The organism is Thermodesulfobacteriota bacterium, assembly GCA_036397855.1.
Classification (GTDB): domain Bacteria; phylum Desulfobacterota_D; class UBA1144; order Nemesobacterales; family CSP1-2; genus DASWID01.
In genome coordinates, this window is record DASWID010000018.1 from 20,730 (window position 1) to 38,568 (window position 17,839).

Genomic DNA, 17,839 nt, shown 5'->3' on the forward strand with positions numbered 1-17,839 from the left:
TATGGTGCAGCTAGCAAGATAATTATGGAGTTTACCTGTATTTTATAAAATTATAGTATTGATCACAACCTTGCAAACTTAATCTCCTAAGCAAGCTTTCTGTAGAGGGCATCTGCAAAATTGAATCCTTTAAGTTAGTTATTGCTCCATCGTATTTGACTAAAGGCACGATGAAAAAAGGACTACTATTTATTGTCTCTGGACCGTCAGGCAGTGGAAAGACGACTCTATCGAAAAAGGTAATCCAGAAAATTAGTGATATAAGATTTGTGGTCTCCTATACTACGAGGGAACCCAGACTAGATGAAAGAGATGGAGTTGATTACAAATTCATATCTGATGATGGGTTTAATGGCTTAATAGTGGACAGAAGATTATCTGAATGGGCTATTGTGCATGGGCATCGCTACGGGACCCCTGTCGAGCCAATCGAGGAAGCCGCATCATCGGGTATCGATCTGATTTTAGACATAGATGTACAGGGGGCCCGAAATATTAGAGCTAAGTATAGTGAGGGTGTGTATATTTTTGTCTTACCATCGTCTCTTGATATTTTGAGAAAGAGGCTAATGGAGAGAAAATCTGAAGGAGTAATTGAAATAGATACTAGGCTCGAGGATGCTAAAAAAGAGATACAAGAAATCGAGGATTATGATTATATTATTGTAAATGACGTTTTGGCAGAGGCGTTAGAGAATCTTGCCGCTATAATACTTTCTGAGCGGTGCAGGAAGGAAAGAGTTCTAAGGGATTCAAGATTAGAATTCTACGAGAAAAGAAGTGATAAGATTAAATGATATAGTTGAAAAACTGAGTTCTTATCTATACCTGCCTGAAAAAGACAGGGAGTTTATCAAGAAGGCATATGTCTATTCTGCAAAGGTTCATGCCGGTCAAAAGAGGAGCTCAGGTGAACCATATCTGAGTCATCCACTTGAAGTGACTGGGATTATAGCGGATATGAAGCTTGATGTCTCATCTGTGGTAACGGGGCTGCTGCATGATACTGTTGAGGATACGCTTACTACTCTGAACGAAATAGAATCCTTATTTGGTAAAGATATCGCCTTTCTTGTGGACGGTGTTACAAAGATTAGCCAGCTTCCGTACACCTCTAAGATAGACGAACAGGCGGAGAGCTTCAGGAAATTGATACTGGCGACGGCAAAAGATATTCGAGTCGTACTTATCAAACTTGCTGACCGACTTCACAATATGCGCACTTTAGAGTACTTGGCGGATGATCGTCGGAAAAGGATAGCAAAAGAAACTTTTGAAATTTATGCTCCATTGGCCCACAGGTTTGGCATCTACTGGGTTAGAACCGAGCTCGAAGATCTATCATTCAAGTTTCTGAATACTGATGAGTTTGAACGGATTTCCAAACAAATCGAAGAGAAAAAGAAGGAGTGGGAGACATACGTTGATGAAGTTAAAAACATACTCAATGTCAAACTCGAAGAGTTTGGAATAAAGGCCGAGATTACCGGACGGTTTAAGCACATTTATGGGATTTTTAATAAAATGAGGGTGCAAAATATTGATTTAGAAAAGGTTTATGATGTAATAGCTTTCCGACTGATCACTGATTCGTTAAGGGAGTGTTATGAAGCATTGGGAGCGGTTCATTCCACGTGGAAACCCGTACCTGGCAGATTCAAGGATTTCATTGCCTTGCCTAAGGTAAATGGATATCAAGCTCTCCACACGACTGTTATCGGTCCCATTGGCGAAAGGATGGAGATACAGATCAGAACTCGCCGCATGCATCAGGTAGCTGAATATGGCGTCGCTGCACATTGGAAATACAAAGAAGGTAAGATCGAAAGCGACGAGAGTTATAACGTATATGGCACCCTGAGACAGCTATTGGAATGGAAAGACATCAAGGATCCAAACGAATTTCTGGAAGCCATAAAAGGGGAACTTATTTCTTATGGAGTCTATGCATTTACCCCAAAGGGGGATTTGAAAGAACTTCCGGTTGGAGCAACTCCTGTTGATTTTGCTTACTCTATTCATACAGAGATTGGTAACAAATGTACAAGGGCTGTCGTTAATGGGAAACTGGTACCCTTGGACTACAGATTAAAGAGCGGGGATACGGTTGAAATTATCACGTCCCCAGAAAAGCATCCAAACCGGGATTGGCTCAAGTTTGTCTCATCATCACGTGCAAAAAACAAAATTCGGTCATGGCTAAGAGGTGAGGAGACTAAACAGTCTCGAGTTGTCGGGAAATCAATTAGCGAAAGAAAATTCAAGCAGCATGGTCTCGACTTTCAAAAAATGCTGAAAAATGGAGAACTCAGTGACGCGCTCTCGCAACTCAAATTTAAGGAGGTCGAGGATTTCTTCCTTGCCGTTGGCTTTGGAAAAGTTTCCGTGGCTGATCTCCTTAAACGCTTGGATACAAAAGTTAAGTTGGAACATCCCCCCGACAAAGAATCCAGAATCGATAGAATAATTAAGACAATCACACGGTCTACAGACGGGGGTGTTTTAGTTAAGGGGTATGATGATGTTATGATAAAATTTGCTCTATGTTGTTCACCACTGCCTGGAGAGGAAATCCTTGGATATATAACTAGGGGTCGAGGTATTACCATTCATAAACATGACTGCTCGCAACTGCTTGACGTTGATCCATTAAGAAGGATAGAGGTTGAGTGGGATAAGAGCTACAAGGGATTTCGACCCGCAAAAATCTTGGTGACTTGCAGCGATCGTCCTGGCATGTTGTCTAATATCACAAACTCGATTTCCACCTCTGATATTAACATCTCAAGAGCCGAAATGCATTCAACCGATGTCGATAGCGCTATTGGGACGTTTGATATAGTTGTATCGGACCTCCATCAACTTGAGAGTGTCATGAAATCTATAAAGAAAGTTAAAGGCGTAATTTCGGTGGAGAGGATAGTTGGAGCCGATGAAGTTTGATGATGATTATATAATTTAGTTATGTTATCCACCTGAAAATCAACTTCAAGTTGAATTGCATAATCTGCTTAATATTGAAACCACTAATTTACCGATATATACTCAATGTCCTTAGATGATAAATATTTGGTCAAGAGAATACAGGGTTAGAAAAAAGGCGAGGCAAGTATATTCTGAAACAAAGAATCTATATGCGAAAAATAGGTCAAAGGTTCAACCTGAAATTGCTGGACTCATTAGGGAGAAGCTTGGCCAGACAGAGCTTGCGATCAGCAATGGCAATATGTCAGAGATTAAGTTAAAGACCGACGAGCTTGAGAGTATAAATAAGGAGCATCTATCAAAGTTTGTCAAGTCGAAATTAAGACAGAATGTTGAGGCGCTGCTATTTGCAGTTGTCCTGGCACTGGTTATCAGGACATTTATAGTACAGCCTTTTAAAATTCCCTCTGGTTCTATGATACCTACTCTCCTTGTTGGCGATCATCTGTTAGTGAGTAAATTCATATATGGGACAGAGATTCCTTTTTCGGATAAAGTAGTTTTACCCTTAAGGGAAATAAAACATGGCGACGTAATAGTTTTCAGGTATCCAAACAGTGAAAGTGATCCATCGAAGAATGGGATCCATTATATTAAGCGAGTGGTTGGCCTCCCTGGCGACAAGATTGATGTGGAAGGGAGGAACCTGATTATCGATGGAGAGGAAATGCCTCTTGACTACGTGGGTGATTACAATGACGAAAGGTTTGGAACAAAATATGACGAATATCAAGAAGATCTACTGGGTAAAAAACATATCGTGATATATGAAAAGGGACGTGAGTATACTCAAAGGGGTAATCTACCAGTGGTAGTGCCTCCGGGGCAGGTGTTTGTAATGGGCGACAATAGGGATAATAGTCAGGACAGCAGGTTCTGGGGATTCGTTCCTATTCATAACATCGAAGGTGAAGCTTTTATGACCCACTGGTCTTGGGATTTCGAGAGTAATAACTTTTTCAACAAGGTTAGATGGAATAGGATATTCTCCTTAATTAATTAAGCAAAGCATATATACTTCAATCGTGCTGGGGAATAAATAAAATGAATATTAAGCTCATATTCTGGCTCTTGGTGATCGTTGGTGTTCTGTACGTAGGATTCAAGGTAATTCCCATATACTATAGGGGTGTTATAGGCATAAGGGGGGTGTGTAAGGAAAATGCAGATATTTATCATAAATATGGATCTAAATTTATCGCAAACGCACTTGACGAAGGGCTCACGAGAGCAGGCATACCACCCGATAAGAGGAAATTCTCTATAACTAGCACAGACGAAGCCGTGATAGTTACGATAAATTATTATGATCACGCGGATTTCTTTGGTAGATATAGAAAGGATTTTGATTTCCGCTACACATGTGAAGGGGTGCTCAGAAGCGTTTACAATTAGTAATAGATAATGGCTAAAAAAGTTATTATGGATTCGGAGACAATTGCTCAAACTGTTTCCCGAATTACGGATGAAATAATTTCGACGAATCGCGATTCCGGAGAATTAGTTGTTGTTGGAATTAGGACCCGTGGGATCTATCTAGCCCAGAGATTAGCCGAGCAGCTCAAGAATATAACTGGTATAAAACCACCCTTAGGCACTCTTGATATAAGCCTTTACAGGGATGACCTGCAGATTAAACGTGAGTGGCCAGAGTTAAAGAAAACGGACATCCCTTTCACAATAGATCGAAAGACCGTTATCCTGGTCGATGATGTTATTTTCACCGGGCGAACTTCTAGGGCAGCAATTGAAGCCATCATGGATTTTGGTCGGCCTTCTTCCATTCAGCTTGCTGTCCTTGTCGATAGGGGTCACAGGGAATTGCCAATACAGGCGGATTACATAGGGAAAAAGATTGATACAAATAAGAATGAGAAAGTCAGGGTTTTACTCAATGAAACTGATGGGAAAGACGAAGTGCTAATAAATCAAGAGTAAAAGATGGTTTTTCACAGAAAGCACATTTTGGGACTGGAAGAACTCACGGCGGAAGAGATTGTCGTAATTCTCGATACAGCCGCTTCTATGAAAGAAGTTTCAGAGCGTGATGTTAAAAAGGTTCCCGCTCTTAAGGGTTTAACGGTCGTCAATCTTTTTTTTGAACCCAGTACCAGGACAAGGTCATCTTTTGAAATCGCTGAGAAAAGGCTCAGTGCTGATGTACTAAACTTTACACCCGATCAGAGTAGCGTTGTGAAAGGCGAAACCCTTCTCGATACTGCTAGAAACCTCGAAGCGATGGGAGCCGGCATAATTGTGATCAGGCACTCAATGTCCGGCGCACCATGGTTACTGGCAAGAGAGCTTAAATCGTCGATTATTAATGCCGGTGATGGTTCCCATGAGCACCCCAGTCAAGCATTGCTTGATTTATTCACTATTAAGGAGATAAGAGGAGATATAGGAGGGCTTCGGGTGGTAATAGTGGGTGATATCAGACACAGCAGGGTCGCTAGATCAGACATTTGGGGCTTTCTCAAGCTTGGAGCCGAGGTGAGAGTTGTTGGACCCCCAACGCTAATCCCAAGAGAGATTGAGGACATGGATGTAAAGGTATATTATAAGCTTGATGAAGCTCTGAAAGATGCAGATGTCGTAATTATGCTTCGTATTCAAAAAGAAAGACAGGAGTCGATGTTTTTTCCTTCTCTAAGGGAGTATTCAAAATTACACGGCCTTAGTCATGAGAAGTTGAGGCAGGCTAATGATAAAGTGATTGTGATGCATCCGGGACCTATAAACAGGGGGGTCGAATTATCTTCAGAAGTAGCTGACGATGTAAATTCGGTGATTTTAGATCAGGTGTCAAATGGAATTGCAGTTAGAATGGCTATGCTTTACCTTGTAGCTTCCGGAGGAAGAAAGGTATGAAGATGCTTTTAAGAGCGGGTCGCATCATAGATCCTTCCGAGAAGCTTGATATAGTTGGAAACATACTTATAGAAGACGGTAAGATAAAAGGTTACCCGTCAGACACCAAAACGATCGAAAAAGATAAAAGGGTTAAAATAATCGATGCTTCAGGAAAAATAGTCTCGCCTGGATTCATAGACCTCCATGTACATATGAGAGAGCCCGGATTTGAACATAAAGAAACTATTAGGACTGTTTGCGAAGCAGGAGCTGCAGGTGGATTTACTTCCCTTGTATGTATGCCCAACACAAATCCGGTTAATGATAACGCAACCGTAACTGAATACATTCTGCTCAAAGCCCGAAAGGAGGGAATAGTGAATGTATTCCCGATTGGAGCAATTACGAAGGGAGAGGCTGGGGAATCCCTGGCGCATATTGGAGAGATGTATGAGGCTGGTTGTGTCGGAATCTCGGATGATGGGTTTCCGGTTATGAACTCAAGAGTTATGAGACATGCGATGGAATATGTAATGGCATTTGACATTCCAGTCATTTCGCATGCGGAGGATTTAAACCTTTCTGGCGGGGGAGTCATGAATGAGGGGCATGTTTCGAATCGGCTTGGTCTTAGAGGAATACCGAATGCGTCTGAGGAAATAATGGTTGCCAGGGATATCATCCTAGCGGGGCTTACAGGAGCTCGCCTTCATATTGCTCATGTTTCCGCAGCTGGTTCAGTTCAGCTTATAAGAGATGCAAAAGCTAGAGGAATTAAAGTCACGGCGGAGGCTACACCACACCATTTTATGTTAACTGATGAAGCTATTTTTGATTATGATACAAATGCTAAGGTTAATCCTCCGATTAGAACCAAAGCGGATGTTGATGCGATAAGAGAAGGTTTAAGGGATTGTACGATAGATGTGATAGCGACTGATCATGCTCCTCATACCGAAGATGAGAAAAAGGTAGAGTTTGATCTTGCGCCTTTCGGTATTTCAGGACTTGAAACAGCTCTTTCCCTATCGTTAAAACTTGTCAAAGAAGATGTTTTGAGTCTACCTGAAGTGATTAAGAAGCTCACCATCAACCCGGCTCAAATAGTAAAGATTGGGCGAGGCACGTTAAAGGTCGGCTCAATAGCCGATGTTGTGATTTTCCACCCGGAGACTGTTTTTACGGTTGATAGAATGAAATTTCGTTCTAAAGGGAAAAACTCCCCTTTCCACGGATGGAGGCTATCTGGTCGTGTTGAATACACTATTGTTGGTGGAAGGATAGTATACGCATCCTAGTGTCTCTGGTTTTATTTCACAATTTTTATAACCACATTATATTTCCCACTTCAATTTTGTGTTAACTAGCAAATTGCCTGTAGTTTGCTACAGGGGTACTGATGTGATTGCGAGCACTTCGCTAGACGCGGTGTCAACTCCGCGAAACAATCTTCTCCATCGGGATTGTTTCGTCCTCTTTGACCGAGGTTATCCTTAGTCCTGCGTGTAATCCAAGTGTCGAAGGACTCAGGGTTCTTCGCACAATGACTGTGAGGACTATTTTTGAATTGAAGATACCCTGCAGCTTGCTGTGAGGGTTTTATTTTACAATTTATAAATTTCCAATAAATGCTATTTTTATGTGCTAAGGGGAGAAGTTGCTATTTTCGCAAACATTTTGACAATACTGATCCTCTAAGATCGAAGTAACTGGATTGCACGTGTAATATCTAGCTTCTAGAAATCTTTTCTGAAATGTTATGAATGAAGATGTAAATGAGACTACTGAATTTGGGTTAGAAAGAGATATATCTTTTCTTAACCGGGATTTCATTCTTATTACTATTGCCAGCTTCTTGTTCTTCTTCAATTTCCATTCCTTTATCCTTCTTCCAATTCGAATTCAGGAGCTTGGCGGTGGCGCATCTGTTATCGGTTTTATAATGGGAATAACATGGATAAGCACCATTATTTCTACTCCAGCTGTTGGCCTATTTGTTGATAGGTGGGGAAAAAAGTGGTTTGTAGCGACTGGAGGGTTAATGATGTCTCTCACAACTTTTCTTTTTGCTTATGTAAATCAATTAGATTTCTTGTTTCCACTTCTAAGGGTTATTCAAGGGGCTTCTTTTTCATTTTTTTTTATATCAGCGGGGACACTAACCGCTGAAGTTACACCGGTGGCAAGAAGGGCTCAAGCGATTGGTATCTTTGGAGTATTTACGATTATTAATTATGCACTTGCCCCATATATAGGGAGACTAATTCTTGAATATTATGATTTTAGGCTTTTATTTCTGTCTGTTTCTGGTTTTGGGCTTCTGTCTTTTTTAATTGCCATGCTATTAAAGGAGCCTGAAAGGACAAAGCAGAGCGAAAGAAAAGGCGATAGCTACTTAACTATACTTCTGAGAAAAGATATCTTGATTTCCGCTATCACGATCATGATAGCCGGTTCGGGATTTATCTCAACAATCACATTTTTACCGGTGTTTGCGAAAGGGGTCAAGATCGAATCATTTCATTATTTCTTTATAACATATACCATCGCTGTGATTTGTATGCGTCTTTTTGGAGGATGGATTCCTGATCAGTATGGAAGAAAGAAAACTTTAATGCCATCACTGTTATTTTTTTCGATAAGTATTTTTTGGTTGGGATTTACATCGAACGAGATTGATCTCATAGAGATAGGCGTCCTTTTCGGGCTAAGTCATGGGCTCCTATACCCCACGTTTTATGCCCTCGTTATTGATATAACACCATTAGATGACAGGGGTAAGGCATTTTCGATTTGCAGTGTGGCTTTTACGGCTGGGGGGATGGTAGGTTCTTTTGCTTATGGCTGGATAGCAGAATATTATGGATTTCGTGATATGTTTGAGATTATCGCTTTTGTATGCCTGTTTGGGTTTGTCCTTTTTAGCTTGCTTGGTAGGGGGAGTAATTAGCATTTATTTCTTACAAAAATCGTTTATTAATAATTTTCTATCATCAATTAAGAAGTCGAGAAACTGTATAATAGAATGGAGTATGATGTAAACTAGATATAGTGATTTTCAACAAACGAGGTGATAAGAATGACCCTTGGTAAGATGGATAGACGAAAGGCATTAGATGACGGATTACAGAGAGATATAACTGATATATCCAAGGAAGCCGGCCTTTTTTTACCTGTATTCATTACAAATAAGGTTTTGGATAGTTGGATAATGAATGAAGGGAATGATAGTAATATTTCAGAAGATGAAAAGAGAATAATCAAGGTAATCTTAAGTAAACTCGTTTACTCACTAAGGGTTCATAGACAAACCAGTAAATCAAATTTAATTTATTTTAATGCTTCAATTGAGAAAGATGGTAGAAATGATACTGCATTACTTTTATCTCTTTTAGGCCCCATTGATTCAGATGATCAAAGGCCCTGCATTACGATTATGCTTCCAGAGGAATACCCTGCCGGATCGAAAAAAGCTTAAAAATATCGATCGTTCCGCGTTATTGAAATTTATCTATAAAAAGTCTAAGTTACTAAGCCATTGAATAGAAGATTCTTTAAAGCGTCCCTGAAAGGTAGCATTAAAGCATAGGTATTATCTACTGATATATCTTATGGATCAGCACAGTCAATTGTATGAGAACGGAGAAAACACGTGAACAGGAGCAATGACCATAAATTGCCATTTCCATCTCCACCTATATGGAGTCTGCTCGGAATAGAAGTGGTTGAAATGAGAGACGGTTATTCGAAGCTCATTATGCCCTTTAGCGAGAAGCTAACTCAACCATACGGCATAGTTCACGGAGGTGCAGTATTTACTCTTGCAGATTCAGCAGCGGCTGTATCGATTGCTTCATTTGTCGAACCGAACAAGAAATTTGTGACCGTCGAGATGAAAATCAACTTTTTGGAACCGATTAAAGAGGGGATTATTGAAGCAAGAGCAGTTGTGCTCAGAAAAGGACGGATCGTGCCTGCGGAAGTCGATATCATTAATAATCAGGAGCTAGTTGCAAAAGCAATCGCAACGTATATTATACTTGACGAAAATAAGAGATTTTGACATACCTAAGCAATAATACTTTGCGGTCATATATCCATACCCTCTATGTATTTTCCCTAATAGGGTAGAACAAGTGCACGATATGATGGAGAATGAACTCATAGACCAGCGAAAGCACAAAATAGAAGAACTAAAGAGGATCGGCATTGACCCCTATGGTAATTATTTCAAACCCGTACACGGTGCTTCGATGATTCTTTCTTCATATGGAAACGTTTCAGATGATAAGTTAAAAACAATTGATACAGAATTTTCCATTGCGGGCAGGGTAATTGCAATAAGGGATTTTGGAAAGAGTATGTTCGTTCATATTTTAGACGGATCAGGAAAGATTCAAGCTTATATTAGAAAAGATATTGTAGGTGAAGAAAGTTTGAAATTTATCAGGAAATTTGTAGATATTGGAGATTTCGTCGGAATAGTAGGCAATCTATTCAAGACCAAAACGGGAGAGCTGACGCTAAACGTCAAAGAAATTAGGCTCATTACCAAAACAATGAATCCTCTTCCAGAAAAATGGCATGGGTTAAGAGATGTGGAGTTAAGATACAGAAAGCGCTATCTGGATTTGATCTCCAATTTAGATGTTAAGGATGTCTTTCTGAAAAGGACAAAGATAATCAAGGCTATCAGAACCTTTCTTGATCAAAAGGATTTTATCGAGGTGGAAACCCCGGTTCTTCATCCTATAGCGGGTGGCGCGGCTGCTCAACCATTCAAAACCTACCACAACGCGCTGGATATGGATCTTTTTTTGAGAATAGCTCCAGAGCTTTATTTAAAAAGGCTCGTTATAGGCGGATTTGATAGGGTTTATGAAATTGGAAGGACTTTCAGAAATGAAGGAATATCTACTCAGCATAATCCGGAGTTTACAATGCTAGAACTTTACCAAGCTTATGCTACTTACGAAGATTTGATGGATCTGATCGAAGAACTTATCTGTTTTGTTGCCAAAACCGTGATTAATACGAACCAGTTTGAATATCAAGGCGTGGAGATAGATTTGAGCCGTCCTTGGAAGAGGATTAGTATGATCGACTCATTAATAGACACCTACGGTGAAGATATATTGAAAAATGACGAATTCCTATTTTCTAAAGCAGATTCATTTAGAATAGAGTATAAAGGGGTCAGAGGCAAAGCTATAATTGAGTTATTTGAACATACTATAGGAAGAGACATAGTGGATCCCGCATTTGTTTACGGATTCCCAACCGATATATCTCCACTAGCTAGGAAAAATGATGAGAATCCTGAGATTACGGATAGGTTTGAGCTATTCGTGGCGGCTAGAGAGATTGCGAACGCATTCTCAGAACTCAACGACCCTGTAGATCAGAGGGAGAGGTTTACCAATCAGTTGGAAATAAAGGCAAGGGGTGGAGGTGAGTATCAAGAAATCGATGAAGACTTCATAGCTGCATTGGAATATGGTATGCCACCGACGGCTGGAGCAGGAATTGGAATTGATCGTTTAGTAATGCTTCTTACTGATTCACCCTCAATAAGGGACGTTATTTTTTTTCCACAACTTAGAACCTAATGAAATACGAATTTTTTATTGGACTTAGATATCTAAGGTCAAAAAGAAGGCAGGCATTCATATCCATAATCGGCCTTATCGCTATTCTGGGTGTTATTATTGGTGTCATGGCTCTTAATGTTGTGCTGGGTGTAATGAGTGGTTTTGAAGAGGAACTTAGGAATAAGATATTGGGTGTCAGTTCTCATCTCGTGATTTTGGATTATGATGGTCCGATAGAGGATTACAAAGAGATAAGGGGGCGGGTCTTGGATTTTCCTGGTGTTGTGGGGGCAAGCCCTTTCATTTATGGCCAAGGAATGATTGTCAGTGAAAACAATGTAATCGGGGCGGTGATAAGGGGTATTGATCCCAGCAGCGCGGGAACAGTAACAAACGTGGAAGAAGCTATTGGAAGGGGGGTAGTGGGTAGAGGGGAGAAAGTAAATAGCAATAAGCTCATGAATATTGGTAGTGAGCAATTGACGAGGCTAACAGGAGAAACAACTTCAGGAAAACCTCCTATAATTATTGGCAGAGAACTCGGATCTACCTTGGGTGTAACTGTCGGCGATATTGTTAGTGTCCTTTCTCCTTTGGGTAAGTATGGTCCCTTTGGTCCCCAGGCTAAGGTAAAAAAATTTGAGGTCATCGGTATTTTTGACTATGGTATGGTTGAGTATGACTCATCAATTGCCTACGTATCTCTTGAAGATGCGATGAACTTTTTTGATATGAAAGAAAAGGTATCGGGGATAGAAGTAAAGGTTAAGGATATATATAAGGCGAAGGGTATTGGGGAGAAACTCTCAGCAATCTTGGGGTTTCCTTACTTCATTAGAAATTGGGAGGAGGTAAACCGAAGCCTATTCAGGGCGCTTCGTTTGGAGCGATTGGCGATAGCTGTTTTTCTTGGATTCATTATTCTCGTTGCCGCACTTGATATCGTTAGTACCCTTACAATGGTAGTGATGGAGAAGGGCAAGGATATCGCAATTCTACGCGCTATGGGAGCAACACGAGGCAGTATCATGAAGATATTCATAATTGATGGGATGATTATTGGACTTATTGGGACTGTCTTGGGTACTCTAGCTGGTTTTGGCATATGTTACTTGCTTAAGACCAACGAATCTATTAAACAGCTCATTCCATTTGACCCGGAAGTCTATCCCATCTCGGAGTTCCCGGTTAAAATTGAACCTCTGTTCTTTTTAGTGGTGGCAATTAGCAGTTTAATCATATGTTTTATTGCTACCTTGTATCCATCTTATCAGGCGTCTTGTAAGGATCCTGTAGAAGCGTTGAGGTTTGAATGAGCTGCTTAATAGAGGCGAAGTGCATTTGGAAAGTTTTCAAGACAAAGGGGGATAAAGTTGAAGCACTTAAGGGGATTGACTTGGTGATAAACAGGGGCGACACTATCGGCGTAGTCGGGGTCTCAGGTTCGGGAAAGAGCACCCTATTGCATATACTAGGTACACTGGATCGCCCGACGGGAGGTGAATTGATTTATTGGAATACAAGCGGCGTGCCTGATAGCAATGGACACAACGAGCAACCACAGGAACTCAATATTTTTGAACACAGTGATGGTGAACTCGCAACCTTTAGGAATCGTGAGATTGGGTTTGTTTTTCAGTTTCATTATCTTCTTCCGGAGTTTAATGCGCTAGAGAACGTTATGATGCCTGCATTGATTCAAGGTATTGGGAGGAAGCAGGCAAAAGAGTTGTCTGAGTCAGTCCTCTTCAAAGTGGGTCTGCAAAACAGGTTATTTCACAGACCTGGGGAGTTGTCAGGGGGTGAACAACAACGAGTTGCAATAGCTAGGGCTGTTGTCTTAAAACCAAGGGTGATTTTTGCGGATGAACCGACAGGAAACCTGGATTTGGAAACAGGGATGTCGATTTTGGATCTATTTTTAAAGCTGAATGAAGAAGATGGTATTGTTCTGGTGTTGGTGACTCATAATCCTCAAGTGGCAAGTAGGTTGGGTAGAACTATCACACTATCTGATGGATTGGTCGTTGATGAGAAATAGTAAATCATACCTTAAGCGCACAATCATAACTGCGTTTTCTCTCTTAATTAGTCTGATTTTTCTTCCTGTTCTTGCAATAGGACAGGAAAATATCGTAAAGCTCGAAATTGAGGGAAATAGAAGAATTGAGACGAATATTATCAAAAACAATCTTTCTTCAAGGGAGGGGGAGCCTCTATCTCCGGACACGGTTAGGGAGGATATAAAAAATATCTATAAATTAGGATTTTTTGAAGACGTATCGGCGGAAGTCGAGCAAACTCCTGAAGGAGTCGTTCTGATCTATAGAGTCAAAGAAAAACCTGTTGTAGTAGATCTCAGAATTAGAGGAAATGAGGAGATAAAAAATGAAGAGATAATTGATGTAATAGATGTCAAAGAGGGTCGCATTATCGAGCTTAACAAGGTCAAGAAGAGTGTTGAGGCAATTGAGAAACTATATGCCGAGAAGGGTTATGTCGCGAGAAAGGTTACCTATAGCATTGAACCGAAGGGAGAAGGGACTGTAAGTGTTACCTTTGACATACAGGAAGGAAAACGAGCATATATCAAGGAGGTTAGTTATATAGGAAATGAAGCCCTTAAGACAAAGCAACTCAAAGAAGGCTTATACACAAAAACAAAAGGAATGTTTTCATTTATAACAAAAAGCGGTTTGTATAACCCGGAAGAAATTGATAATGACACACAAAGAATCAGGGCAAAATACTATAATAATGGATACCTCGATGTAAAGGTAAGCAAACCTGAGATTGAGTTCAGCGACCAAGAAGATGGCTATATAGTAACGTTTAGAATTGAAGAGGGTAAGCAGTACAAAATTAAGAATATTACTTTTAATGGAGATTTGGTTATTGCTCAGGAGGAACTGCTTTCACTCCTCAAGTTGAAAAGTGGAGAAATATTCCGGGGTGAACAGCTGGCCGATGACATCGAAAAACTCACGACGTTTTATGGCGATAAGGGATATGCGTTTGCCAATGTCGATCCTGGTGTCAAACAGAATAGGGAAGAACTCACGGTTGATTTGAATTTTCTAATTGAGAAGGGCCCGGAGGTATATATAAGAGATATAGATATTGTTGGTAACACTAGAACAAAGGATAAGGTTATAAGAAGGGAAATTCCCATTGAAGAAGAGCAATTGTATAGCACTTCCAAGGTAGATGCAATCAAACCGAGGGTTTCAAGGCTCGGTTTTTTTGATGAGAATGTGGAAGTTGCTACCAATCGTGTTACTGGAACCGATAATCAGGTCGATTTAAGTGTCAAGGTAAAGGAGAAACCTACCGGTTTTTTCAGTGTGGCTGGTGGATTTAGCTCGGTTGAGACTATCATATTCGCCGGTCAAGTTCAAGAGTCAAATATTTTTGGCACCGGGAAACGGGTATCTTTAAATGCCCAGATCGGTGGCGTAACACAGCTCTTTTTCATTAATTATACAGACCCCCACTTTCTCGACTCTAACTGGACTCTTGATGCAGTTGGCTTTAGATCGAAACAGGTATTTAGGGATTTTGACAGGGAGGCATGGGGTGGATCTTTAACCGTGGGCCGCAGATTATTTAGTCAGTTAAGCGGATCGTTAACTTATAGACTGGAGAGTCTCAAAATTAGTGATGTAGATAGAAATGCTTCATTCCTTATAACTGAAAATTCACAAACCGTCAGTAGCTTCGCGCTCGGTTTTGTATGGGATACGTTGAATAATGTACTGGATCCCACAAGAGGAAATATATCGAGGACAAGCATAGAGTATGCCGGGCCTTTTGGTGGAGATACAGATTTTATTAGATATCATATCTCGTCAAGACAATTCGTACCATTTTGGTATAATACGTACTTCTCCGTGTTTGGAACATATGGCATAATAGATTTTCAAAACATAGGGAATGAATTGGTTGTCGCTGAAAGGTATTACCTAGGAGGTCCTAATACACTCAGAGGCTTTGGTTTTAGGAGAGTTAGTCCACGCGTTCCTGTTCCAGATGGAGGTTTTGTTCTTATAGGTGGCGTGCAGCAATTATTGTTTCAGGTGGATTATATTTTTCCAATCCTTTCTCAGGTAGGCCTTAAGGGAGTTTTATTTTTTGATATAGGTAATGTATTTAATGATGGACAAGATCTTACGTTAAATCCTAGTGATCTAAGGAAGGATTGGGGGCTTGGTTTTAGGTGGAATTCACCTCTCGGCCCATTGAGGCTTGAAGTTGGGTTCCCGATAGGTACTCGACTTCCTGGAGAGAAATCATACGAGATTCAGTTTACAGTAGGTACATTATTTTAGTTAAGGAGGCAGTAAATGAGAATTTTAATTGTTGCTTTTTTGTTTACAGTTTTGACATCGGGATTATCGTATGCCCAATCAACTGCGAAAATTGCATATATTGATCTACAACGTGTGATTCTCGAATCTAAAGCTGGAAAGACGGCAAAGAGTGCTTTTGAACGAGAGTTTAATCAAAAAGCAACATTGATCGAACAAAAGAAAGTGGCTCTGGATCAAGAGAGGGAGAGTTTTTTGAAGCAATCTGCTGTTATGGATGAGGAAGCAAGGTTAAGAAAAGCCGATGAATTACAGAGAAAGGAGAAGGATCTCAATAGGACTCGTGACGATTATAGAGATGAACTTCAGAGGCGTGATCTCGATCTATCAAAGCAAATATTATCTCGGGTTGTGGAGATAATAAATAATATTGGGAATTCTGAGGGTTATGAGATCATTGTAGAAAAGAGTGAGGGTGGTATCTTGTGCTGCAAAGGTGCTGATATTACCGATAGAGTCATTAAGGCTTTTGATGCCAAGCAGTGAGAAAATTACTCAAGCGAATTACATTGCACGGTTTTTTTTGACATATGAGCATAAATAATAAATTTGTAAGGTGGAAGTATGATATACAATAAAGAGGAGATAAAAAATTTCATTCCACACCGGGATCCTTTTCTTTTTGTCGACAGTGTAATTGAGCTTGAGCCGGAGGTTAGGATCGTTGCATCAAAGCGTTTTGGCGATGAATTAGACTTTTTTAGGGGTCATTTTCCTGGGAATCCGATTGTACCAGGGGTTATCCTACTCGAAGCTCTCGCACAGGCTGGAGGGATCTTATTTGCTTCTTCCTATCCTGAAAAAATTAAAGAGAAGGGCAGATTTAATGTTTATCTCATGGGTGTTGAAAGCGTTAAATTCAGGAAACCTGTTTTACCTGGTGATAATGTAAAACTGGAAGTAAAACTTCTCAAAAATAGGTTACGGGGCCTGAAGTTTAGTGGCGAGGCGTTCGTAGGGAAGAATAAGGTCGCCGAGGCCCAGATCATTGCCGCAATCGTCTAGTCCATCAAGGCTTATACTAACCGTCTAATAAATTTGATAATTTCTCGTGCCATGTTAATTTAAATTCCTTTAAATAAATCCTTTTCTCCAGTAATATTTCAATTAAGAGGGATATGATTTCAATTGATGTATCAATTAAAAGCTGGCGTAGCTCAGTGGTAGAGCAGCTGATTTGTAATCAGCAGGTCGGGGGTTCAAATCCCTTCGCCAGCTCAAATGATATGATGCAAGATACAGGATGCACGATGCAGGATATTTCATGTACCGTTTATGGCGAATCGTGGATCGTGCATGGTGCATCTCTTTCAGCGGCGGGGAGGTGGCTGAGTGGACAAAGGCAGCAGACTGTAAATCTGCCGGCGCGAGCCTACGCAGGTTCGAATCCTGCCCTCCCCACCAAGTTTTTTATAATGACAAATTATTAGCCGCGAATAGACGCCTATGAACACGAATGAAATAAGTCGTATATACTATTCACGATACAGGATGCACGATGCAGGATACACGATTCACGATGCGGAATGGAGGATACAAGATTCATCGTGGATCATGAATCATGCATCATTTTACGGGTGTGCGGGAGTAGCTCAGTTGGCTAGAGCGTCAGCCTTCCAAGCTGAGGGTCGCGGGTTCGAGTCCCGTCTCCCGCTCAAAAATAGCGGTGCCCACGTAGCTCAGTCGGCAGAGCACATCCTTGGTAAGGATGAGGTCAGCGGTTCAAGTCCGCTCGTGGGCTCCAAAATGTTTAATGGAAAGAAAGCACCAAATCTCAAATTACAAATTCCAAATGATATGGACTGGCACTACTGTTTGGTATTTTAGAATTGAGGAATTGAAATTTATTTGTAATTTGGTACTTGGTGCTTGGAATTTGAGTTGATTAATTTGGGAGGTAAAGAGAATGTCGAAGGCGAGATTTGAGAGGGGTAAGCCGCACTTAAACATAGGTACGGTAGGGCATGTGGATCATGGTAAGACGACGTTGACGGCGGCGATAACGAAGGTATTGGAGAAGCAGGGCAGGGCGAAGTATGTGTC

Annotated in this window: 17 protein-coding genes and 4 tRNA genes; all 21 read left to right on the plus strand. The window is 40.7% G+C overall.

Going from position 1 to position 17,839, the window contains the following annotated elements; translation table 11 throughout:
* Positions 1-170 precede the first annotated feature (170 nt).
* Positions 171-797: a guanylate kinase gene (gene gmk, locus VGA95_01195; protein HEX9665156.1), complete on the plus strand. Its 627-nt coding sequence runs from the start codon at positions 171-173 to the stop codon at positions 795-797.
* Complete coding sequence (locus VGA95_01200; GenBank protein ID HEX9665157.1) at positions 781-2,943, plus strand: bifunctional (p)ppGpp synthetase/guanosine-3',5'-bis(diphosphate) 3'-pyrophosphohydrolase; 2,163 nt, start codon at positions 781-783, stop codon at positions 2,941-2,943. Before gmk ends, VGA95_01200 begins: the two co-directional genes overlap by 17 nt.
* A gap of 115 nt (positions 2,944-3,058) precedes the next feature.
* Entirely contained in the window at positions 3,059-3,988 is a 930-nt protein-coding gene (gene lepB / locus VGA95_01205; GenBank protein HEX9665158.1) for a signal peptidase I, read from the plus strand.
* Positions 3,989-4,029: 41 nt separating this feature from the next.
* Positions 4,030-4,380, plus strand: coding sequence for a hypothetical protein (locus tag VGA95_01210; protein ID HEX9665159.1), 351 nt, complete (start codon positions 4,030-4,032; stop codon positions 4,378-4,380).
* A gap of 9 nt (positions 4,381-4,389) precedes the next feature.
* Complete coding sequence (pyrR, locus tag VGA95_01215) at positions 4,390-4,923, plus strand: bifunctional pyr operon transcriptional regulator/uracil phosphoribosyltransferase PyrR (GenBank protein ID HEX9665160.1); 534 nt, start codon at positions 4,390-4,392, stop codon at positions 4,921-4,923.
* A 3-nt stretch (positions 4,924-4,926) separates the two neighbouring features.
* Complete coding sequence (locus VGA95_01220) at positions 4,927-5,856, plus strand: aspartate carbamoyltransferase catalytic subunit (protein HEX9665161.1); 930 nt, start codon at positions 4,927-4,929, stop codon at positions 5,854-5,856.
* Positions 5,853-7,136 carry a dihydroorotase gene (locus tag VGA95_01225; protein HEX9665162.1) on the plus strand — a complete coding sequence of 428 codons (1,284 nt, stop codon included), beginning with the start codon at positions 5,853-5,855 and terminating at the stop codon, positions 7,134-7,136. The genes VGA95_01220 and VGA95_01225 overlap by 4 nt, the downstream gene beginning before the upstream one ends.
* A gap of 461 nt (positions 7,137-7,597) precedes the next feature.
* Positions 7,598-8,788 carry an MFS transporter gene (locus VGA95_01230; GenBank protein HEX9665163.1) on the plus strand — a complete coding sequence of 397 codons (1,191 nt, stop codon included), beginning with the start codon at positions 7,598-7,600 and terminating at the stop codon, positions 8,786-8,788.
* A 144-nt stretch (positions 8,789-8,932) separates the two neighbouring features.
* Positions 8,933-9,316, plus strand: a complete 384-nt coding sequence (locus VGA95_01235; GenBank protein ID HEX9665164.1) for a DUF6573 family protein — start codon at positions 8,933-8,935, stop codon at positions 9,314-9,316.
* A 174-nt stretch (positions 9,317-9,490) separates the two neighbouring features.
* Positions 9,491-9,901 carry a PaaI family thioesterase gene (locus tag VGA95_01240; protein ID HEX9665165.1) on the plus strand — a complete coding sequence of 137 codons (411 nt, stop codon included), beginning with the start codon at positions 9,491-9,493 and terminating at the stop codon, positions 9,899-9,901.
* Positions 9,902-9,986: 85 nt separating this feature from the next.
* A complete protein-coding gene (lysS, locus tag VGA95_01245; protein ID HEX9665166.1) occupies positions 9,987-11,447 on the plus strand; it encodes a lysine--tRNA ligase in 1,461 nt (486 codons plus the stop codon).
* The gene (locus VGA95_01250; GenBank protein HEX9665167.1) at positions 11,447-12,745 is read left to right on the plus strand and encodes an FtsX-like permease family protein; all 1,299 of its coding nucleotides are present in this window, start codon (positions 11,447-11,449) and stop codon (positions 12,743-12,745) included. Before lysS ends, VGA95_01250 begins: the two co-directional genes overlap by 1 nt.
* A complete protein-coding gene (locus VGA95_01255; protein ID HEX9665168.1) occupies positions 12,742-13,470 on the plus strand; it encodes an ABC transporter ATP-binding protein in 729 nt (242 codons plus the stop codon). Before VGA95_01250 ends, VGA95_01255 begins: the two co-directional genes overlap by 4 nt.
* Positions 13,460-15,757 carry an outer membrane protein assembly factor BamA gene (gene bamA, locus VGA95_01260; GenBank protein HEX9665169.1) on the plus strand — a complete coding sequence of 766 codons (2,298 nt, stop codon included), beginning with the start codon at positions 13,460-13,462 and terminating at the stop codon, positions 15,755-15,757. The genes VGA95_01255 and bamA overlap by 11 nt, the downstream gene beginning before the upstream one ends.
* A gap of 15 nt (positions 15,758-15,772) precedes the next feature.
* Entirely contained in the window at positions 15,773-16,282 is a 510-nt protein-coding gene (locus VGA95_01265; GenBank protein HEX9665170.1) for an OmpH family outer membrane protein, read from the plus strand.
* Between the two features lie 78 nt (positions 16,283-16,360).
* The gene (gene fabZ, locus VGA95_01270; protein HEX9665171.1) at positions 16,361-16,801 is read left to right on the plus strand and encodes a 3-hydroxyacyl-ACP dehydratase FabZ; all 441 of its coding nucleotides are present in this window, start codon (positions 16,361-16,363) and stop codon (positions 16,799-16,801) included.
* Positions 16,802-16,942: 141 nt separating this feature from the next.
* Positions 16,943-17,014 (plus strand) — tRNA-Thr (locus VGA95_01275).
* A 100-nt stretch (positions 17,015-17,114) separates the two neighbouring features.
* Positions 17,115-17,200, plus strand: a tRNA-Tyr gene (locus VGA95_01280).
* 177 nt (positions 17,201-17,377) lie between these two features.
* A tRNA-Gly gene (locus VGA95_01285) sits at positions 17,378-17,451 on the plus strand.
* Between the two features lie 13 nt (positions 17,452-17,464).
* A tRNA-Thr gene (locus VGA95_01290) sits at positions 17,465-17,540 on the plus strand.
* Positions 17,541-17,702: 162 nt separating this feature from the next.
* Positions 17,703-17,839 (plus strand): GTP-binding protein (locus VGA95_01295; protein HEX9665172.1); only part of this gene is annotated, 137 nt, incomplete at its 3' end.